Origin of the sequence: Arthrobacter sp. SIMBA_036 (assembly GCF_046535135.1) — a bacterium.
Taxonomy (GTDB): domain Bacteria; phylum Actinomycetota; class Actinomycetes; order Actinomycetales; family Micrococcaceae; genus Arthrobacter.
Genome location: NZ_JAWRXG010000003.1, coordinates 221994 through 242296 on the forward strand (window position 1 = coordinate 221994; position 20303 = coordinate 242296).

Annotated in this window: 17 protein-coding genes; 12 read left to right on the forward strand and 5 right to left on the reverse strand. The window is 62.0% G+C overall.

Annotated features, from left to right (window positions below; translation table 11 throughout):
* Positions 1-85 precede the first annotated feature (85 nt).
* The 12 genes from uvrA to secG all read left to right on the forward strand — a co-directional run bounded on the left by uvrA (position 86) and on the right by secG (position 14100).
* Positions 86-3013: an excinuclease ABC subunit UvrA gene (gene uvrA / locus SB659_RS06000; RefSeq protein ID WP_410549788.1), complete on the forward strand. Its 2928-nt coding sequence runs from the start codon at positions 86-88 to the stop codon at positions 3011-3013.
* Between the two features lie 111 nt (positions 3014-3124).
* Entirely contained in the window at positions 3125-3841 is a 717-nt protein-coding gene (locus SB659_RS06005) for an HAD hydrolase-like protein (protein ID WP_410549789.1), read from the forward strand.
* Positions 3828-4496: a lysophospholipid acyltransferase family protein gene (locus tag SB659_RS06010; protein WP_284974750.1), complete on the forward strand. Its 669-nt coding sequence runs from the start codon at positions 3828-3830 to the stop codon at positions 4494-4496. The genes SB659_RS06005 and SB659_RS06010 overlap by 14 nt, the downstream gene beginning before the upstream one ends.
* 32 nt (positions 4497-4528) lie before the next feature.
* Positions 4529-6544 (forward strand): excinuclease ABC subunit UvrC, encoded by a 2016-nt coding sequence (gene uvrC / locus SB659_RS06015; protein WP_410549790.1) that lies wholly within the window; start codon positions 4529-4531, stop codon positions 6542-6544.
* 125 nt (positions 6545-6669) lie between these two features.
* Positions 6670-7593 (forward strand): RNase adapter RapZ, encoded by a 924-nt coding sequence (gene rapZ / locus SB659_RS06020; RefSeq protein WP_410549791.1) that lies wholly within the window; start codon positions 6670-6672, stop codon positions 7591-7593.
* Positions 7593-8609 (forward strand): uridine diphosphate-N-acetylglucosamine-binding protein YvcK, encoded by a 1017-nt coding sequence (locus tag SB659_RS06025; protein ID WP_284974747.1) that lies wholly within the window; start codon positions 7593-7595, stop codon positions 8607-8609. Before rapZ ends, SB659_RS06025 begins: the two co-directional genes overlap by 1 nt.
* A gap of 9 nt (positions 8610-8618) precedes the next feature.
* Positions 8619-9599 carry a DNA-binding protein WhiA gene (gene whiA / locus SB659_RS06030; RefSeq protein ID WP_284978390.1) on the forward strand — a complete coding sequence of 327 codons (981 nt, stop codon included), beginning with the start codon at positions 8619-8621 and terminating at the stop codon, positions 9597-9599.
* Between the two features lie 173 nt (positions 9600-9772).
* Entirely contained in the window at positions 9773-10396 is a 624-nt protein-coding gene (locus SB659_RS06035; RefSeq protein ID WP_284974745.1) for a superoxide dismutase, read from the forward strand.
* A gap of 270 nt (positions 10397-10666) precedes the next feature.
* Positions 10667-11677 carry a type I glyceraldehyde-3-phosphate dehydrogenase gene (gap, locus tag SB659_RS06040; protein WP_284974744.1) on the forward strand — a complete coding sequence of 337 codons (1011 nt, stop codon included), beginning with the start codon at positions 10667-10669 and terminating at the stop codon, positions 11675-11677.
* A 9-nt stretch (positions 11678-11686) separates the two neighbouring features.
* Positions 11687-12913 (forward strand): phosphoglycerate kinase, encoded by a 1227-nt coding sequence (locus SB659_RS06045; protein ID WP_410549792.1) that lies wholly within the window; start codon positions 11687-11689, stop codon positions 12911-12913.
* Between the two features lie 77 nt (positions 12914-12990).
* Positions 12991-13806, forward strand: a complete 816-nt coding sequence (gene tpiA, locus SB659_RS06050; RefSeq protein WP_284978388.1) for a triose-phosphate isomerase — start codon at positions 12991-12993, stop codon at positions 13804-13806.
* A 36-nt stretch (positions 13807-13842) separates the two neighbouring features.
* Positions 13843-14100, forward strand: coding sequence for a preprotein translocase subunit SecG (gene secG / locus SB659_RS06055; protein ID WP_284974741.1), 258 nt, complete (start codon positions 13843-13845; stop codon positions 14098-14100).
* Positions 14101-14216: 116 nt separating this feature from the next.
* Here the strand turns inward: secG and pgl are convergent, their stop codons facing one another.
* From pgl to tal, 5 genes are read right to left on the reverse strand one after another with little or no spacing between them, the layout of a single operon-like run.
* Positions 14217-15035 carry a 6-phosphogluconolactonase gene (gene pgl, locus SB659_RS06060; RefSeq protein WP_284974740.1) on the reverse strand — a complete coding sequence of 273 codons (819 nt, stop codon included), beginning with the start codon at positions 15033-15035 and terminating at the stop codon, positions 14217-14219.
* On the reverse strand, positions 15025-15966 hold the full coding sequence (locus SB659_RS06065) for a glucose-6-phosphate dehydrogenase assembly protein OpcA (protein ID WP_284974739.1): 942 nt from the start codon (positions 15964-15966) through the stop codon (positions 15025-15027). Before SB659_RS06065 ends, pgl begins: the two co-directional genes overlap by 11 nt.
* On the reverse strand, positions 15963-17519 hold the full coding sequence (zwf, locus tag SB659_RS06070; RefSeq protein WP_284978385.1) for a glucose-6-phosphate dehydrogenase: 1557 nt from the start codon (positions 17517-17519) through the stop codon (positions 15963-15965). Before zwf ends, SB659_RS06065 begins: the two co-directional genes overlap by 4 nt.
* Before the next feature lie 15 nt (positions 17520-17534).
* Entirely contained in the window at positions 17535-19166 is a 1632-nt protein-coding gene (locus SB659_RS06075; protein WP_284978384.1) for a glucose-6-phosphate isomerase, read from the reverse strand.
* 6 nt (positions 19167-19172) lie between these two features.
* Positions 19173-20291, reverse strand: coding sequence for a transaldolase (tal, locus tag SB659_RS06080; RefSeq protein WP_284978383.1), 1119 nt, complete (start codon positions 20289-20291; stop codon positions 19173-19175).
* Positions 20292-20303: the final 12 nt, after the last annotated feature.

Here is a 20303-nt window from a genome sequence, read left to right on the forward strand (position 1 = left end):
TCCCGGCCGATGCGGACCCGTACCCGCCAGTAGCGTGTGAGGAACGACATGGAAATTCGAAGAAGTTTTCGATTAGCATTGGTAGGTGCCCAAAGCCTTAGCTGACGATACAGCCCTCGAATCCCTCACCAGCGTTTCCGTTGTTGCCGAAACCAAGCCCTCCCGGCCGGACCTGTCCCGCCTGGTGGTCAAGGGTGCTCGGGAACACAACCTGCGCAATGTGGATCTGGATCTGCCCCGGGACGCCATGATCGTGTTTACGGGCCTCTCCGGTTCAGGTAAATCTTCCTTGGCGTTCGACACGATCTTTGCTGAAGGGCAGCGCCGGTACGTCGAGTCCCTGTCCGCCTACGCGCGCCAGTTCCTGGGCCAGGTAGACAAACCGGACGTCGATTTCATCGAAGGCCTGTCGCCCGCTGTGTCGATCGACCAGAAGTCAACGAGCAAGAACCCCCGCTCCACGGTGGGAACCATCACGGAGATCTACGACTACATGCGGTTGCTCTGGGCCCGCGTCGGCCGCCCGCACTGCCCCGTGTGTGGCGAGCCCATCAGCAAGCAAACTCCGCAGCAGATCGTCGATCAACTTCTGGAACTGGAGACGGGCACGCGTTTCCAGGTGCTGGCGCCCGTAGTTCGTGGGCGCAAGGGCGAATTCGTTGAGCTCTTCAAGGAGCTAACGGCCAAGGGGTACTCCCGCGCCCGCGTGGATGGGGAGCTTATCCAACTCAATGATGCTCCCAAGCTCGGAAAGCAGTTCAAGCACACCATCGAGGTTGTGGTGGACCGCTTGGTGGTCAAGGAGGGAATCAGCCAGCGGCTCACGGATTCCGTGGAAACAGCACTGGGCCTGGCAGAAGGCCGCGTCCTGGTTGAATTCGTTGATGTCGACGCCGATGACCCCGCCCGTATCAGGGCCTTCTCGGAAAACCTGGCGTGCCCTAACGAACACCCTTTGGCCATTGACGAAATCGAGCCCCGCTCCTTCTCATTCAACAATCCCTTCGGCGCTTGTTCGGCGTGCAGTGGCATCGGGACCAAGCTGGAAGTGGACGAGGAACTGATTATCCCCAACCCTGAGCTTTCACTCGGGGAGGGCGCCATTGCGCCATGGGCGCTCGGAACAGCCACCACCGAATACTGGACCAGGCTCCTGGAAGGGCTGTCCCACGAGCTCGGCTTTTCCATGAAGACCCCGTGGGAGAAGCTCTCCAAGGATGTGCGGAACACGGTTCTTCACGGCAAGGACCACAAGGTTGTTGTCCAGTACAAGAACCGTTTTGGCCGCGAACGTAAATACAGCACCGGATTCGAAGGCGCCATCCAGTACGTGCACAGGAAGCACGGCGAAACCGATTCGGACTGGGCCCGGGACCGCTACGAAGAATACATGCGGCAGGTACCGTGCCCCGCATGCAACGGCGCGCGCCTCAACCCGGCGTCGTTGTCAGTGCTCATCAACGGCAAGTCCATCGCTGAGGTCGCTGCATTGCCTATGCGGGATTGCGCGGCTTTCCTGGGCGGCTTGACACTTACGGACAGGGAGGCCCAGATTGCCAACCAAGTCCTGAAGGAAATTCAAGCGCGGCTTACGTTTCTTCTCGACGTCGGATTGGAGTACCTGAACCTTGAACGGGCCTCGGGAACCTTGTCCGGCGGTGAGGCACAGCGCATCCGCCTGGCTACCCAGATCGGGTCTGGGCTTGTGGGTGTCCTCTACGTCCTGGACGAACCGTCCATCGGGCTACACCAGCGCGACAACCGTCGGCTGATCGAAACCTTGACCAGGCTCCGGGACCTCGGCAATACGCTGATTGTTGTCGAGCACGATGAAGACACCATCCACGAGGCAGACTGGATCGTTGACATTGGCCCCGGCGCCGGTGAGCACGGCGGTCAAGTAGTGCACTCAGGCACCTACAAGGACCTCCTGGCCAACACAGAGTCCTTGACGGGTGACTACCTGTCCGGCCGGCGTCGAATCGAGATTCCCGCCAAGCGTCGCAAATACGACAAAAAGCGTGAGTTGAAGGTGATCGGGGCCAAGGAGAACAACCTCGACAACGTTGATGCCACGTTCCCGCTGGGGCTCTTCACCGCCGTGACAGGAGTCAGTGGCTCCGGTAAGTCCACGTTGGTCAATGAAATCCTGTACAAGGTTCTCGCCAATAAGCTCAACGGTGCCAAGCAGGTAGCGGGCCGCCACCGGAGCGTTGCCGGCCTCGAACACCTGGACAAAGTAGTGCACGTCGACCAAAGCCCCATTGGACGTACCCCACGGTCCAACCCGGCCACGTACACGGGAGTCTTTGACAACATCCGCAAACTGTTTGCTGAGACCACAGAGGCGAAGGTCCGGGGATACTTGCCCGGTCGCTTCTCCTTCAACGTCAAGGGCGGACGCTGTGAGGCCTGTTCGGGCGACGGCACGCTGAAGATCGAGATGAACTTCCTCCCCGATGTCTACGTCCCCTGTGAAGTGTGCCACGGGGCCCGGTACAACCGGGAGACCCTTGAGGTTCATTACAAGGGGAAGACCATTGCGGACGTCCTCAACATGCCCATCGAAGAAGGCGCTGAGTTCTTTGCAGCGTTCACTCCGATTGCCCGGCACTTGAAGACGTTGGTGGACGTGGGCCTGGGTTACGTCCGGCTTGGGCAGCCCGCTACCACCCTCTCCGGCGGCGAGGCGCAGCGCGTCAAGCTCGCTGCGGAACTTCAGAAGCGCTCCAATGGTCGCAGCATCTACGTTTTGGATGAGCCCACAACCGGCCTGCACTTTGAGGACATCCGGAAGTTGCTGATGGTTCTCCAAGGCTTGGTGGACAAGGGCAACACGGTCATCACCATTGAACACAACCTGGACGTGATCAAGTCCGCCGACTGGATCGTGGATCTGGGACCTAACGGCGGTTCGGGCGGTGGCAAAATTGTCGCAACCGGCACCCCGGAACAAGTAGCAAAGTCAGCAGATAGCCACACGGCTGCGTTCTTGGCCGAAATTCTGGGATAAGAACAAAACGCTGCCCCTGTTTTTCGCCAAAGGAATATCTGCGGAGACCGAAGTATTCCGGTAGCGGCATGCGAGTTTCAAGCATGCCGCTACTCGTGAGAAACTAAGCCGGTGACTCAAACAATGGTGCCCGTAATATTCGATCTGGACGGCACCCTCGTCGATCCAGCCGGCGGTATTACGGGAGGAATAGCGGCGGCCCTCGAAGAGCTGGGCCTACCGGTTCCGCAGCAATCCGTTTTGAATTCCATGGTGGGACCGAAACTGAGCGATTCCTTGCTCCATCTGGCCAATGTGCCCGTCGAATTAGTGGATGAGATCATCGCGCGCTATCGGGTCCACTACAGGCAGTACGGAATACCCCAGAGCACGCTGTACCCCGGGGTATACGACCTCCTTGCGTCCTTTGCACGCGCTGGACGTCCGGTGGCCGTAGCCACCCAAAAGCCACAAGCACTGGCCCGGCTCGTCCTGGAGCACCACGGAATTGCCCGCTTCTTCGTGACAATCCAAGGCGCCGCGGATGACGAGTCCGTGGCCGCCAATTCGGCGCCAGGCAAGGTCGAGATAGTTGCCGCAGCATTGGCGGGCCTCAACCCCCAAACAGCTGTGATGGTGGGGGACCGGCACCAGGACGTCGCAGGAGCGATGGCGAACGGCTTGGATTGCATCGGTGTGAGCTGGGGGTTCGCCCCCGATGGTGAACTTGTGGAAGCCGGAGCGGTCGCCGTCGTCGACACGGCGCTGGAACTGCGGCGAGCCATCGAAGAATTGGACGCTGTCCGAGTGGCGGCCTTGAGCGAGGTGCACAACGATGGCAGTCTTTGATGCGATTCGGTGGACCACCCGCGGATTGGTCTCCTCCACCTGCCGCCCCACTGTCATCGGACTGGAGAACGTCCCCCAAGAAGGTCCGTTCATCGTCGCACCCAACCACCTGTCGTTTTTGGACAGTGTGATCGTGCAGGCTCTCATGCCGCGCCCTGTTGCCTTCTTTGCCAAGGCCGAGTACTTCACCACCAAGGGCATTAAGGGCGCCGTCATGAAGTCCTTCTTCGAGGCGGTCGGGTCCATTCCCGTTGAACGTGGTGAGCAGGCCGCGAGCGTGCAGGCGTTGAAGACGCTCCTGGATATTCTGGAGTCCGGGAAAGGGATCGGTATCTACCCCGAGGGCACCCGGTCTCGCGACGGAATCCTTTACCGCGGGCGCACCGGCGTCGGTTGGCTCGCCCTGACCACGGGAGCGCCCGTCATTCCGGTAGGCCTTATCGGCACCGAGAAGCTCCAGCCTGCGGGGAAGAACGCCGTCCGCCCGCAGCACTTCACCATGAAAGTTGGCGAACCGCTGTACTTCGAGAAGACCGGTCCGGACCACTCGTTGCCGGCCAGGCGCGAAGTGACGGACAAGATCATGGACGCCATCGCCTCGCTCAGCGGACAGGATAGGTCCACGAGCTACAACCAGAGCAAAACGGTCGACTAATGCCCCTCGCCGGGGACTACTAGACTGGAACCGTGGCAGATCCAGCAAGTTACCGACCCCAAACGGGGGAAATTCCCACCACTCCAGGCGTCTACAGGTTCCGCGATCCCCACGGTCGGGTCATCTATGTGGGAAAGGCCAAGAACCTTCGGTCACGGCTGAACTCATACTTCGCCAACCCCGCCGGTCTTCTGCCTAAGACCCACGCCATGGTCCACGCTGCCAGCAGTGTTGAGTGGACGGTGGTAGGCAGTGAGCTCGAATCACTCCAGCTGGAATACACCTGGATCAAAGAGTTCAAGCCCCGCTTCAACGTGGTTTTCCGGGATGACAAGACGTATCCGTACCTCGCCGTCACCATGGGGGAGAAGTTCCCTCGGGTACAGGTCATGCGCGGTGAGCGGAAGAAGGGCACCAAGTATTTCGGTCCCTATACCGCCGGAGCCATCCGCGAAACCATGGACACGCTGCTGCGGGTCTTCCCCGTCCGCAGCTGCAGCGCAGGGGTTTTCAAGCGGGCGAACGCCAGTGGACGCCCGTGCTTGCTGGGGTATATCGACAAATGCTCTGCTCCTTGCGTTGGCCGGGTAACTCCCGAAGAGCACCGCGACCTTGCGGAGGACTTTTGCTCCTTCATGGGCGGTGAGGCCAAGCGCTTCATCAGCCGGCTGGAGAAGGACATGGCCGCAGCGGTCGCGGAGCTCGACTACGAACGCGCTGCCGGCCTCCGGGATGACATCATCGCCCTGCGAAAGGTCTTCGAACGGAACGCCGTGGTTCTTGCCGAGGATACGGACGCCGACATCTTCGCTTTGCATGAAGACGAACTTGAAGCCTCTGTCCAAGTTTTCCATGTCCGAGGTGGACGGGTCCGTGGCCAACGGGGCTGGGTGGTGGAGAAGGTAGAGGATGTCACGACGCCGGAACTCATCGAGCACTTGCTGCAGCAGGTATATGGGGAAGACAGCGAAGTCCAAGGCCGTCTCCCCCGGGAAGTCCTGGTGCCTGAAAACCCGAGCAACCATGAGGAATTGATGGAGTGGCTTGGCGGGTTGCGGGGTGCCAAAGTGGACATTCGGGTACCCCAACGCGGGGATAAGGCCGCTTTGATGTCAACCGTGAGAGACAACGCCGAGCAGGCATTGAAATTGCACAAGACGCGCCGCGCCGGTGACATCACCGTGCGTTCGGTGGCTCTGCAGGAACTGCAGGAAGCTCTGGAGCTGCCTGTTCCGTTGTTGAGGATCGAGTGCTACGACATCTCGCACGTCCAAGGAACCAATGTGGTGGCGTCCATGGTGGTGGTGGAGGACGGGCTGCCCAAAAAGTCGGATTACCGAAAGTTCTCCATCACAGGGCCGGCGGCTTCAGATGACACCGCGGCAATGCACGACGTACTGACGCGTCGGTTCAGGCACTACTTGACTGACAAGGCCGCACAAGTTCCGGTCGTGTCCGGCGAGATCGTGAATCCCACGCGGGCAGGCGCCAAGAGCGCTACGGAAGTTTCGACGTCGGACCCCTCCATGCCCGCGCCGAAGGCCAAGTTTGCCTATCCGCCCAACCTCGTGGTGGTGGACGGTGGCCAACCCCAGGTAAACGCCGCAGCCCGTGCCCTTGCCGAGCTGGGGATCGACGACGTGTACCTGGTGGGCCTCGCCAAACGGCTCGAAGAGGTCTGGCTGCCCAACAGCGATTTCCCCGTCATTTTGCCGCGGACGTCCCAGGGACTGTATTTACTCCAGCGCATCCGGGATGAGGCCCACCGCTTCGCCATCACGTTCCACCGGCAAAAGCGTGGCAAGGCCATGACGGTGTCGGCTTTGGACGGTGTGCCGGGGCTCGGCGAAGCGAAACGCAAGGCGTTGATTGCCCAATTTGGGTCCCTCAAAAAGATCAAAGCAGCGTCCGTTGCCGAGCTCACCTCCGCGAAAGGCATCGGGCCTACCTTGGCCGCTGCAGTCCTCGAGCACCTTGGATCCAGCGGCGAAGCCGACAATGTCGTTCCAGCGGTCAACATGACCACCGGCGAAATCCTCGAATCTTAGCTAGGGTAAGAAATCTTAGCTAGGGTAAGAACCTGGCCAGTGGAGACCACAGGCCAGGGCGTCATGCCATGTCAGAAGGCGGTACAAGCTGCAAACGATCACTTCCGATGAAACGGGGACAACTGATGGATGAGGCAACGGCCGGATTCGGTGCCGAGCAGGAGGACCTCACACCAGTGAAGCCGCCGGAGGCACAGCTTTTGGTGGTGACCGGGATGTCCGGGGCAGGACGAAGCACCGCCTCTGACGCCCTGGAGGACCATGGCTGGTACGTGGTGGACAACCTGCCCCCGCAGATGCTGGGGACGTTGGCAGAGATCGTTTCCCATGCGCCAAAGTCGATTCCCAAGCTCGCCGTCGTGGTCGACGTCCGGAGCAAGGATCTCTTCACCGATATCCAAACCGCGTTGGGCGCCTTGAGCGCCAGCGGAGTCTCCTTCCGTGTCCTGTTCCTCGACGCCAACGACGAAGTCTTGGTGCGCCGGTTCGAACAGGGCCGGCGGCCGCACCCGCTGCAGGGCGGAGGCCGGATTCTCGATGGCATCGGAGTGGAGCGCGAAGTCCTCCGCGAACTGCGCGAGCATGCGGACGTCGTCTTGGACACGTCGGACTTCAACGTCCATGGACTTGCCACAGCCATCACGGAGCTCTTCAGCGACACGGGGCCGGTGACGCTGCGGTTGAACGTCATGAGCTTCGGCTTTAAGTACGGCTTGCCGGTGGATGCGAACTTTGTGGCGGACGCACGTTTTATCCCTAATCCGCACTGGGTTCCGCAGCTTCGACCGCACACAGGGCTGGATGCCGATGTCAGCGCGTACGTTCTGGGTGCTGACGGTGTCCAGGAATTCGTGGACCGCTACGTGCAGGCGCTGGAGCCCGTCCTTGACGGCTACCGCCAGGAAAACAAGCATTACGCCACCTTGGCCATCGGTTGTACCGGCGGCAAACACCGTTCCGTGGCGGTCGCCGTCGAACTGTCCAAACGGCTCGCCCAATTTCCGCGCGTGACGGTGACCACCGCGCACCGCGACCTGGGACGCGAGTAGTGGGTGTCCTGACCGGGCCGCTGCCGCTTATCCCTCCGAAGGGCGTGCCCGGCAGCCAGCAGAAGAAGAGTCCCTCGGTGGTCGCCTTGGGCGGCGGCCACGGACTGGCTGCCTCCTTGTCTGCCCTCCGGTTGTTGACTTCCGAATTGACGGCCATCGTCACAGTAGCGGACGACGGCGGCTCTTCCGGCCGCTTGCGGGACGAGTACGGCGTCCTGCCGCCGGGGGACCTGCGGATGGCGCTGAGTGCGCTCTGTGACGACACCGACTGGGGCCGGACGTGGCGGGACGTGATGCAGCACCGGTTCGACACAGGCTCTGCCAAGGGCGGATCGTTGGATCACCACGCGATGGGCAACTTGCTCATTGTTACGCTCTGGGAGCTCTTGGGCGATGCCGTGGCGGGCCTCAAGTGGGCCGGCGCCCTGTTGGGTGCGCGCGGTCAGGTTCTTCCGATGTCCAGCGTGCCCCTGACTATTGAGGGGCACGCCCGGGTGGACTTGGGCGATGGGCGGCACGAGCTTCAGCTGGTCCGCGGCCAGGCCAAGTGTGCGGTCGCCGGAAAGCTGGAGGACGTGCGGCTGCTTCCAGAGGACGCGCCTGCCTGCACGGAGGCTTTGACGGCCATCGAATTGGCGGACTGGGTGATCCTGGGACCGGGTTCGTGGTATACGTCGGTGCTTCCGCACCTCCTTCTGCCCGAACTCCGGCAGGCACTCGGTGACACCGCGGCCAAGCGGTGCTTGACCATGAACCTCGACGTCGAAACCAAAGAGACATCCGGCATGACTGCGGCGGATCATTTGGACGTTTTACGCCGGTATGCACCGGAGTTCAGCGTCGACGTCGTCCTGGCTGATCCTGCCGCAATCCAGGATCTCAAGGCTTTCGAGAAGGCCGCCGGGATGATCGGTGCCGAGGTGGTGTTGGGTAGAGTAGGGGCGTCGAGGCGCCGCCCCGTCCATGATCCACTGCTGTTGGCAGCGGCGTACCACGATATTTTTGGGAACAGTTAGGAACACGCGATGGCACTTACTGCGTCGGTCAAGGACGAACTGTCCCGGCTGGACATCAAAAAATCCTCGGTCCGAAAGGCTGAGGTTTCGGCAATGCTGCGGTTTGCGGGCGGATTGCATATCATTTCGGGGCGCATCGTGATCGAGGCCGAAGTCGACCTGGCTTCCACCGCCCGCCGCCTCCGGGCGGCCATCGCCGAGGTTTACGGCCACCAGAGCGAAATCATTGTTGTCTCAGGGGGCGGACTGCGGCGGGGTAGCCGCTACGTGGTCCGGGTGGTGCGTGATGGCGAGGCGTTGGCACGCCAGACAGGGCTCCTGGATGGACGCGGGCGCCCGGTACGCGGGCTGCCGTCCGTGGTGGTTAACGGTTCGGCGGCCGATGCAGAGGCCGTTTGGCGCGGTGCGTTCCTGGCCCACGGCTCCCTCACGGAACCGGGACGTTCCTCCTCCTTGGAAGTCACGTGTCCTGGTCCTGAATCGGCTCTCGCTTTGGTAGGGGCTGCGCGGCGGCTCGGCATCCAGGCCAAGGCACGGGAAGTGCGCGGCGTGGACCGCGTTGTGATCCGTGACGGTGACACGATCGCAACCCTCCTGACACGGATGGGCGCCCATGACGCGCTGATGGTTTGGGAAGAGCGTCGGATGCGTAAGGAAGTCCGGGCCACTGCCAACCGCCTTGCCAATTTCGACGACGCCAACTTGCGCCGCTCTGCCCAAGCGGCTGTTGCAGCGGGCGCCAGGGTGGACCGGGCCCTTGAGATTTTGGGCGACGACGTTCCGGACCACCTCAAGTACGCCGGAGAATTGCGGGTGGCCCACAAGCAGGCGAGCTTGGACGAATTGGGACGGCTCGCCGATCCGCCGATGACCAAGGACGCCATCGCCGGCCGGATCCGGAGGCTGTTGGCCATGGCAGACAAGAGAGCAATTGATCTTGGCATCCCGGGCACGGAGGCAAATGTGACTCCGGAAATGATGGACGAGTAGACCCCACCCATAGAATCGGAGAGGTGCGGAGGAAATACTGCGACGCCGCGGTCGGTTGTCCCCGTTGGCGGCGGAGAAGGTTTCTTCCCCAGGGTTTCCTGCCGGTTCGCCGGTTGGATGAACACAACGAGAGTTACCAACCCGGACTTCGGTCCACAACATTGGAGGATTTCGTGACAGAGTACGTTCTGCCGGAACTTGGCTACGATTACGCAGCACTTGAGCCGAACATCTCGGCAAGGATCATGGAGCTGCACCACAGCAAGCACCACGCTGCCTACGTTGCAGGCGCCAACAATGCACTTGCCCAGCTCGCAGAAGCCCGCGACAAGGGTGACTTCGCGAACATCAACCGTCTGTCCAAGGACCTTGCCTTCCACACCGGTGGACACATCAACCACACGGTCTTCTGGAACAACATCTCCCCGGACGGCGGGGACAAGCCGGAAGGCGAGCTCGCAGCTGCTATCGATGACGCCTTTGGCTCCTTCGACGCATTCCGCGCACAGTTCAGCGCTGCGGCGCTGGCGCTGCAGGGGTCCGGCTGGGCCTTCCTGGCATACGAACCCATTGGCGGCAACCTGGTCATCGAACAGCTTTACGATCAGCAGGGCAATGTTGCAGTGGGCACCACTCCGTTGCTCATGCTCGACATGTGGGAGCACGCCTTCTACCTGGACTACGTCAACGTCAAGGCAGATTACGTCAAGGCTTTCTGGAACATCGCCAACTGGGCCGACGTCGCCAAGCGCTTCGAGGCTGCCCGCACCAACGCCACGGGCCTCATCGTTCTGTAGCTGGTGAGGCCGCATTCACGCAGATGTAACAAAAGTCACTATTTGCGCGAATTTGGACCGAATGCTGAAAAGCCTGCCCCCGCAGTTGCGGGGGCAGGCTTGGTTAAACGTAAGATGGATCACGGAAGGCGGTTAGCCTTCAGCAATGTGGCTGGTCGCCCTCCGATCTGATAATCACCTCTGCCCAAAGACGTGCGGGGTCTGTTAGTTGGAAATGTTTATCCGACTCACTAGGCGTGCTTGCAAGAGCACCAAGGAGATTGACACATAGTGACCACCCGAATTGGTATCAACGGCTTCGGCCGCATCGGCCGTAACTACTTCCGCGCAGCGCTGGCCCAGGGCGCAGACCTTGAGATCGTCGCCGTCAACGACCTCACCAGCCCTGAGACCCTCGCCCACCTCCTCAAGTACGACTCCGTCGGTGGCCGCTTGGCCCAGACGGTGGAAGTTACGGACGGAAACCTGGTTGTAGACGGCAAGTCCATCAAGGTTCTCGCTGAGCGCGATCCCGCCAACCTCCCTTGGGGCGAGCTGGGTGTGGACATCGTTATCGAGTCCACCGGCTTCTTCACGAAGGCCGCTGCTGCGCAGAAGCACATCGACGCCGGCGCCAAAAAGGTCCTGATCTCCGCCCCCGCCAGTGGCGAAGACATCACCATCGTCATGGGCGTCAACCACGAGCTCTATGACCCCGCAGCCCACCACATCATTTCCAATGCGTCCTGCACCACCAACTGCTTGGGCCCGCTGGCCAAGGTAGTCAACGACGCCTTTGGCATCGAGCGTGGCTTGATGACCACCATTCACGCTTACACCGCTGACCAGAACCTGCAGGACGGTCCGCACGGCGACCTCCGCCGCGCCCGCGCCGCAGCAATCAACATGGTTCCCACCTCTACCGGTGCCGCCAAGGCCATCGGCCTGGTTCTCCCGGAGCTCAAGGGCAAGCTGGACGGTTATGCCATCCGGGTACCGGTCCCGACCGGTTCGGCCACCGACCTCACGGTCACGGTGTCCCGCGAAGTTTCCGTTGAGGAAGTGAACGCTGCCCTGAAGGCAGCCTCGGAGTCGGAGCAGTTCGCCGGCATCCTGAGCTACACGGATGCACCGATCGTGTCGTCCGATATCGTTGGTGACCCCGCTTCCTCCATCTTCGACTCGGGCCTGACCAAGGTCATCGGCAACCAGGTCAAGGTCGTCTCCTGGTACGACAACGAGTGGGGTTACTCCAACCGCCTCGTAGACCTCACGGAGCTCGTCGCAGCCAAGCTGGGCTAGGGTAGACACATGACATCTCACACCCTCAACGAACTCATCGCTGAAGGTGTCCGCGGGCGGTACGTTCTGGTCAGAAGTGACCTGAACGTGCCGCTCGACGGCTCTACAGTGACCGATGACGGCCGCATCAAGGCGTCCCTCCCGGTCCTTAAGAAGCTCTCGGACGCCGGTGCCCGTGTGCTCGTAACCGCCCACCTCGGACGCCCCAAGGGCTCCCCTGAGGACAAGTACTCGCTGAAGCCCGCTGTGACCCGCCTCGCTGAACTCGCCGACTTCACGGTGCACCTCGCCGCGGATACGGTCGGAGAATCCGCCAAGGAGCACGCCGCCCTCCTGCAGGATGGGGAGGTGCTCGTCCTTGAGAACGTGCGCTTCGACCCCCGGGAAACTAGCAAGGACGACGCCGAGCGGGGCGCCTTCGCGGACGAACTCGTGGCCCTCACCGGAGACAACGGTGCATTCGTGGACGACGCATTCGGTGCCGTTCACCGCAAGCACGCCAGTGTCTACGACGTCGCGACCCGGTTGCCGTCCTACCAGGGCGATCTCGTGCACACCGAAGTGGAAGTCCTCAGGAAGCTCACCACCGACACCCAGCGTCCCTACGTTGTGGTTCTTGGCGGTTCCAAGGTCTCCGACAAGCTGGCCGTTATCGACAACCTCCTTGGCAAGGCAGACACCATTTTGGTGGGTGGCGGCATGCTGTTCACCTTCTTGGCCGCAGCAGGCCACAAGGTAGCAGGCAGCCTCTTGGAACAAGACCAGATCCCGGTGGTCCAGGACTACCTCGAACGCGCCTCTGCAGCCGGAACGTCTTTCGTGATCCCGACGGATGTGGTAGTCGCCAGCGCCTTTTCCGCCAGCGCGGATCACGAGGTCGTCAAGGCCGATGCTATCGAGGACAGCGCCTTCGGCGCCTCGGGCATTGGCCTGGACATTGGTCCCGAATCCACGTCCGCATTTGCGGCACAGATCGCCGGGGCCAAGACTGTGTTCTGGAACGGGCCCATGGGCGTGTTCGAGTTCGAGGCCTTCGCAAACGGTACGCGTGCCATTGCACAGGCCTTGACCGAGACGGAAGCCTTCACCGTTGTCGGCGGTGGCGACTCCGCCGCTGCCGTGAGGACCCTCGGCTTCGAAGACTCCCAGTTCGGCCACATCTCAACAGGCGGTGGCGCCAGCTTGGAATACCTTGAAGGCAAGGAACTTCCCGGGCTCAGCGTCCTGGACCGCTAGCAATCTATTGGCCGGCAGGATGCCTTCGCGTCCTGCCGGCTGTGCACACCCCTCAAAACGCATTCATTGGAGCTCATGTGACTACCTCTGCCAACGGCGCATTTGTCCGTAAGCCGTTCATCGCCGGCAACTGGAAGATGAACATGGACCACGTCCAAGGCATCACGTTGCTGCAAAAGCTCGCTTGGACGTTGTCAGACGCCAAGCATGACTACAACCGCGTTGAAGTCGCCGTATTCCCTCCCTTCACCGATCTCCGAGGGGTGCAGACCCTGGTGCAGGGCGATGAGCTGGACGTTGTTTACGGAGGCCAGGACCTTTCCCAGTTCGACTCGGGAGCCTATACCGGAGACATCTCGGGGCAGTTCCTTGGCAAGCTGGGTTGCTCTTACGTCCTCGTGGGCCACAGTGAGCGCCGCACCATCCACAATGAGACCGACGAGGTCCTGAACGCCAAGGTCAAAGCCGCATTCCGCCACGACGTCGTCCCGGTCCTGTGTGTTGGGGAGGGGCTGGAAGTCCGCCAGGCGGGTACACACGTAGAGCACACCTTGGCCCAGTTGCGTGCCGGCGTGGATGGCCTCACAGCCGAGCAGGCGTCGGAGCTGGTGGTTGCCTACGAGCCCGTGTGGGCCATCGGAACCGGGGAAGTCGCCGGTCCTGAGGACGCACAGGAGATGTGCAACGCCCTCCGTGCCGAGCTCGCCAAGCTTTTCGATGAGAGCGTCGCTGCCAAGACCCGCTTGCTGTACGGCGGTTCCGTCAAGGCAAACAACGCGGCCGCAATCATGGCGGAAAGTGACGTGGATGGATTGCTTGTGGGTGGCGCCAGCCTTGACGCCGCTGAGTTTGCTAACATTGTCAGGTTCGAGAGCCACCTCGTCACGGACTAGTCCGGCTCCCGTTTTCCGCTTCTTCGAAAGGCCGTCGTGGACGTTCTTCAAGTCATTCTGCAGATCCTGCTGGGTATCACCAGCCTTCTGCTGACGTTGCTCATCCTCCTGCACAAGGGGCGTGGCGGCGGTTTGTCCGACATGTTCGGTGGCGGCATGAGTTCGGGGTTGAGTTCGTCCGGTGTGGCCGAGCGAAACCTGAATCGCTTCACCATCATCCTTGGTATCACGTGGGGTGTTGTAATCATCGGACTTGGTTTGATCATGCGCTTCTCCTCGGGCGGTACCTCCTAACCACTCGGGTCAGGGGAGGTTCCTTCGGGAGCCTCCCTTTTTCATGCCGCAAATTGTTTAAACAACGACGCTCCAGCCCGACGCCAGGGCGTCGTGGCTGGAGCGTCGCATTTTGCTTAGGCGCCAGCCGGATCCTTGCGGACCAACTGCTGGGGGACACGGGACGCAGCATTCTCGTCGATGAGCCACAGGGTCCTTGTGCGACCCACGGGACCTGCTGCCGGAACCTGGACGGGGTTGGCGCCGGCAAGCGCCAAGCCAACAGCGCCGGCCTTGTCCTCCCCGGCAACGACCATCCAGATTTCCTGCGCGGTGTTGATGGCGGGGAGTGTCAGGGAAATGCGCGACGGCGGCGGCTTGGGTGAGTTCTCCACCCCGACAACCATCCGATTCTTCTCCCGGATGCCTGCCTGCTCCGGGAAGAGCGAGGCAACGTGCGCGTCCGGGCCTACACCGAGGAGCAGCACATCGAAGCGAGGGAGCTCGCTCGGGGCGTCCGGCCGATTATCGGACATGTCCGCTGCATGCTCTGCTTCCGCTGCGGCCTTCAGGTCGGCAGCATATGCGGCAGCGGCCTCCTCCGCGGTCCCGAAATCATCTGTTGAACCGGGCTGGTGCACGCGGTCCGGGTCTACCTGCAGGTGCGCCAACAGCGCCTGATGGGCCTGGTAGGTGTTCCTGTCTTCACTGTCAGCGGCGACAAATCGTTCATCTCCCCACCAGAAATTAACCTTGGACCAATCCACCGCGGGTGCTGCCGGAGAGTCTGCTACAGCTTTGAGCGTGCCGATGCCGACGGTTCCGCCGGTGAGGACAACGGTCGCCTCCCCATGCTTGTCTTGGACATCCACCAGCTTGGTGATCAGCCGCGCGGCGATGGCGGCCATGAGGACCTTGGAGTCTGGGTGGATGCTTACTCTTGGCTCAGCGTGCACTGGTCTGGACTCTCCTCTGGCTGGTAAGTGGCAGTCCCATGGTAATCACTTCGCCGAAGACTTCGTCGGGGTCGAGCCTGCGGAGTTCTTCTGCGAGGCAGTCTTTGAGGCTGCGGCGTGGAAGGGTGATCCTTTGCGCGGGCTGTCCCGGCTGCGTCAGTTCCGCCACGGACAGGCCGGGGCGGAAGAGTTGCACGTCGCCGCTGGCACGGGTTAGGCGCACCCTGCGGATGCCGGTGCCGGCTGGGTCGGCCACGATGGTCACGGGGGCTTGTAGCGCCAAGCTAAGCCACGCTGCGAGCAGAAGCGTGCTGGGAGAGTCGGAGGCGCCCTCCACGGCGACGGCGGAGACGGGATCGCCGTCGACCTGGTCGAAGACGGCCGCGAGTTGCATCCGCCAGTTGGTCAGGCGGGTCCACGCGAGGTCGGTGTCTCCTGCCTTGTAGGTGGCCCGGATGTTCTCCAACGCCAGGCGTGGGTCGGGTTCGTTGGCGGAGTCGGTGATCCGCCGGTGTGCGATGCGTCCAATGGACGTTTCGCAGGCGTTTTCCGGGGCGCCGTGAGGCCACCAAGCAACGATCGGCGCGTCGGGCAGCAGCAAGGCAGAGACGAGTGATTCACTTTCGTGTGCCATATGTCCGTGGCCTCGCAAGACGATGACTTCCGAGGCGCCCGCGTCTCCGCCTACCCGGATTTGTGCATCGAGGCGATCCGGACCTTCGGTACCGGCGTCGGCGAGCACGATGATCCGGCAGGGGTGCTCACGGCTGGCCTCGTTGGCGGCCTCGATGGCTTCCTCTTCCAGCCCGGACTTGGTGACCACCACCAGTGTCAGGACACGGCCGAGGGCTATCACACCGCCCTGTTCACGCAAGGACTGGATCTTCTTGGAGATCTTGGAAGTGGTGGTGTCCGGTAGATCTACGATCATGGCCTTCTCCAGGTTCGTCCGTCGCGGGCCAGCAGGGCATCGGCCGAGGCCGGACCCCAACTGCCGGGTGCGTAGGGTTGTGGTTGTTCATCCAGGCCCGCCCAGTATTCCTCGAACGGATCGAGGATCTTCCAGGACAGTTCCACTTCCTGATGCCGTGGAAACAGCGGTGGTTCTCCCAGGAGAACATCAAGGATGAGCCGTTCGTAGGCTTCCGGGCTGGATTCGGTGAAGGAATGGCCGTAACCGAAGTCCATGGTCACGTCACGGACCTCCATCTGCGTACCCGGGACCTTGGAACCGAAGCGGATGGTGGCGCCCTCATCCGGCTGCACACGGATGACCACTGCGTTCTGACCGAAGTCGTCTTCCCCGTGGTCACGGAACAAGAGGTTAGGTGCCCGTTTGAACACCACGGCGATTTCCGTGACGCGGCGGCCCAGTCGCTTGCCGGCACGAAGGTAGAACGGGACGCCGTTCCAGCGGCGGGTGTTGATGTCCACGCGGATGGCCGCGTAGGTCTCCGTCTTGGAGTCGGCCGGGATTCCGTCCTCGTCCAAGTAGCCGAGGACTTCCTCACCGCCCTGCCAGCCACCAGTGAACTGACCACGTGCTGAGTGCGTGGACAGATCATCAGGGAGCTTCACAGCTGCAAGAACCTTTTCCTTCTCAGCCCTCAGGTCACTGGCGTTGAAAGAGATGGGCTCTTCCATCGCCGTCAAGGCCAGCAACTGCAGCAAGTGGTTCTGGATCACGTCACGTGCCGCGCCGACGCCGTCGTAATAACCTGCGCGGCCACCGGTGCCAATGTCCTCGGCCATGGTGATCTGGACGTGGTCCACGTAGTTGGCATTCCACAGTGGTTCGAACAACTGGTTCGCGAAGCGCAGGGCCAGGATGTTCTGGACTGTTTCCTTGCCCAGGTAGTGATCGATCCGGAACACGGCATCGGCCGGGAACACCGATTCGACGATGTCGTTCAGCTGCCGGGCGGACTCGAGGTCGTGCCCGAACGGCTTCTCAATCACCACGCGGCGCCACTGCCCGGGCTTGCCTTCGGCCAGCCCGTGTTTGGAGAGCTGACGGCAGACTTGCTCGAACGCCTTGGGCGGGATGGACAGGTAGAAGCCATGGTTGCCCCGGGTTCCGCGCGTCTCGTCCAGCTCGTCCAGAACGTCGCCCAAGCGCTCGAAAGCGTCGTCGTCGTCGAACTCGCCTTGGACGAAGCGGATACCGGAAGCAAGCTGCTCCCAGACGCCGTCGTCGAACTTTGTCCTGGCGTTGGCCTTGACGTTCTCTTTAACCTCGGCGGCGAAATCAGCGTTGTCCCAATCGCGCCTGCCAAACCCCACCAAAGCGAAGCTTGGCGGCAGGAGGCCACGGTTGGCGAGGTCATACACCGCGGGCATCAGTTTTTTACGGGCAAGGTCCCCGGTGACTCCAAAGAACACCAAGGACGAAGGCCCCGCAATGCGGTTCAGGCGCCGGTCCCGCGGGTCCCGGAGAGGATTGCGTGGGGGAGTGTTCTTCCGGCCGTTTTCAGATTCTGGCATGTTTGGTTCTAAGCCTTAGCTTCCGATTTCGCTGGCCTGGCCGGCCAGAGCAGCGACGACTTCCTGGAGTTGGGCCACGCCAGCGGCACGCTCAGTGAGGTGCAGCCGCAGGACGGGGCGGCCATGACCCTCCAGGACTTGGGCATCACCAGAGGCCTGGGCCGCAATGAGCTGCCCGAAGGTAAACGGACGCTCCGGGATCTCGAGATCCTTGGACGAGGCCGCGGTGACCTGCAGGAAGACGCCGATGGCGGGCCCCCCCTTGTGGAACTGCCCAGTGGAGTGGAGGAACCTGGGGCCCCAACCAAACGTCACCGGACGTCCCGTCACAGCCGCGAGCTCATCGCGGATCCCGGCAAGCGGCGCGTGGGAAATACGGTCAAGGTAGGCCTGAACACTGAGATAGCCGTCGGAACCCAGTTGTCCAAGGAGCGCCTGCACCGCCCCGGACACCGTCGATGCGGAACCGAGCCAGTCACCTCCGCGAACTTCCACGGCACCATCGGTGAAGGCAGCCGGAGTCGGCTCGGGGCGTGCGTCCAGCAAGCCGCGGGCGGCTACCTTCGCAGCCTCGACGTCGGGCTGATCGAAGGGATTGATGGCCAGAAGGCGACCGGCAACCGCAGTTGCGAATTCCCAGAGGAACATCTGCGACGCCAGTCCACCAGCGATCGCTACTTCATTCTCGCGAAGTTCGACGTCGGCTTCCGCGCCCACGAGTCGCACCACCAAGACATCCGAGGCGCCGCCGAGGGCTTCAGGCGAGTCCGGACCGGCGACTACCGGGAGCAGGCCGGTGCCGAGCTTGCCCGTGGACTCAGCTATAAGCTGTTCTGCCCAATCAGCGAATCCAACGATTCCGGAGCCGTCCTCGGCGATGACGATCTTGTTGCGCAGCGGCGTGGTCCCGCCGAGTGCACTGCCCAAGGCGAGACCGATGTTGTCTGCCGAATCCTCATTGAGGATCTCCGCAGCTTCCTCAGCCTCGTCCAGGAACGCCTGAATATCCACACCGGCCAGTCCGCAGGGCACGAGGCCGAATGCGGTGAGTGCCGAGAAGCGGCCGCCGACATGAGGGTCAGCGTTGAACACCGCACGGTAGCCTGCCTCGCGGGAGGCTTTGTCCAAGGGAGACCCTGGATCGGTGACAATGACGATCCGGCTCTTGGCATCGATCCCGGCGTCGTTGAACGCTTTCTCGAAGACCCGCCGCTGGGAGTCGGTTTCAACCGTGGAGCCGGACTTGGACGAAACGACAATGGCCGTTTCCGCCAATCGGTCCGCCACAGCAGCACTGACCTGTTCAGGATCCGTGCTGTCCAGGACAGTCAGCTCGACGCCGGCGGTACCGGCAATGACCTCCGGAGCCAGTGAAGAGCCTCCCATGCCGCACAGGACAATGCGGGAGACTCCCTCGGCGCGGAGGGCATCACGAAGTTCCACGATTCCGTCAACCAAAGACTGGGACACGGTGGGAGCTTCCACCCAGCCGAGTCGAATTGCTGACTCGGATTCCGCGTCAGGACCCCACAGGGTGTGGTCCTTGGCAAAAATCCGGGTAGCAATCCTGTCTTCGACCAGGCCGTCGATGTGCTGGGCGATGGCCTGCTGGGCGGCACCGCTGGCGTCGTAGCTGATTGTGCTCATAGTGGGTTAGGAAGCCTTCCGTGCGTTGACCAGTGCACCTTCGACGTCGGCGAGGAGTTCCTTCCATGCGCCGACGAACTTATCGAGGCCCTCGGTCTCGAGCAGCTTGACGACGTCGTTGTAGGAGACGCCGAGCGTTTCGAGGGCATTGAGTGTCTCGTTGGCCTCATCATAGGTGCCGGTAATCGTGTCACCAGTGACTTCGCCGTGATCGAACGTCGCGTCCAAGGTCTTCTCAGGCATGGTGTTGACAACGCCGGCAGCCACAAGCTGCGTCACGTAGAGAGTGTCCGGGTAGGCGGGGTCTTTCACACCGGTGGAGGCCCACAGCGGGCGCTGGGGGAGGGCGCCGGCCTCGGCCAGTACCGCCCACCGCTCCGTGGAGAAGAGTTCCTCGTAGACCTGGTAGGCCAGGCGCGCGTTCGCAACGCCGGCTTTGCCCTTCAAAGCCTTGGCTTCATCAGTGCCGATAGCGTCCAGCCGCTTGTCGATTTCGGTGTCGACCCGGGAGACAAAGAAAGAAGCCACGGAGTGGATCTTGGCGAGGTCGTGGCCGTTTTCCTTGGCCTTCTCGAGACCGGTCTGGAAAGCGTTGATAACCGCGCGGTAGCGCTCCAGGGAGAAGATCAGGGTCACGTTCACGCTGATGCCCTCGGCCAGGGTGGCGGTGATTGCTTCAAGGCCCTCAAGGGTGGCAGGGATCTTGATGTGGACGTTGTCCTTGTTAACCCGTGCGTGCAGCTTCTTGGCCTCGGTGATGGTTCCGGCCGTGTCCCACGCCAGGCGGGGGTCCACCTCAATGGACACGCGTCCATCGACGCCGTTCGTGGCAGCCGCGACCGGGGCGAAAAGATCGCAGGCGTCAGCAACGTCCGTGGTGGTGATCTCAAAGATCGTGTCCTCAACGCTGGCACCGGCCGCAGCCTTCTTGGCGATGGTGTCGTCGTAGTCGGTGCCAGTGGTGATGGCTGCGTGGAAGATGGACGGGTTGGTGGTTACACCCACCACGTTCTTCTCATCGATGAGTTTCTGGAGTGTGCCGGTGTCGAGGCGACCACGGGAGAGATCGTCAAGCCAGATCGAAACGCCGGCGTCGGAGAGCTTCTGTGTGGGAGTGGTAGTCATGTGTTTCTCCTT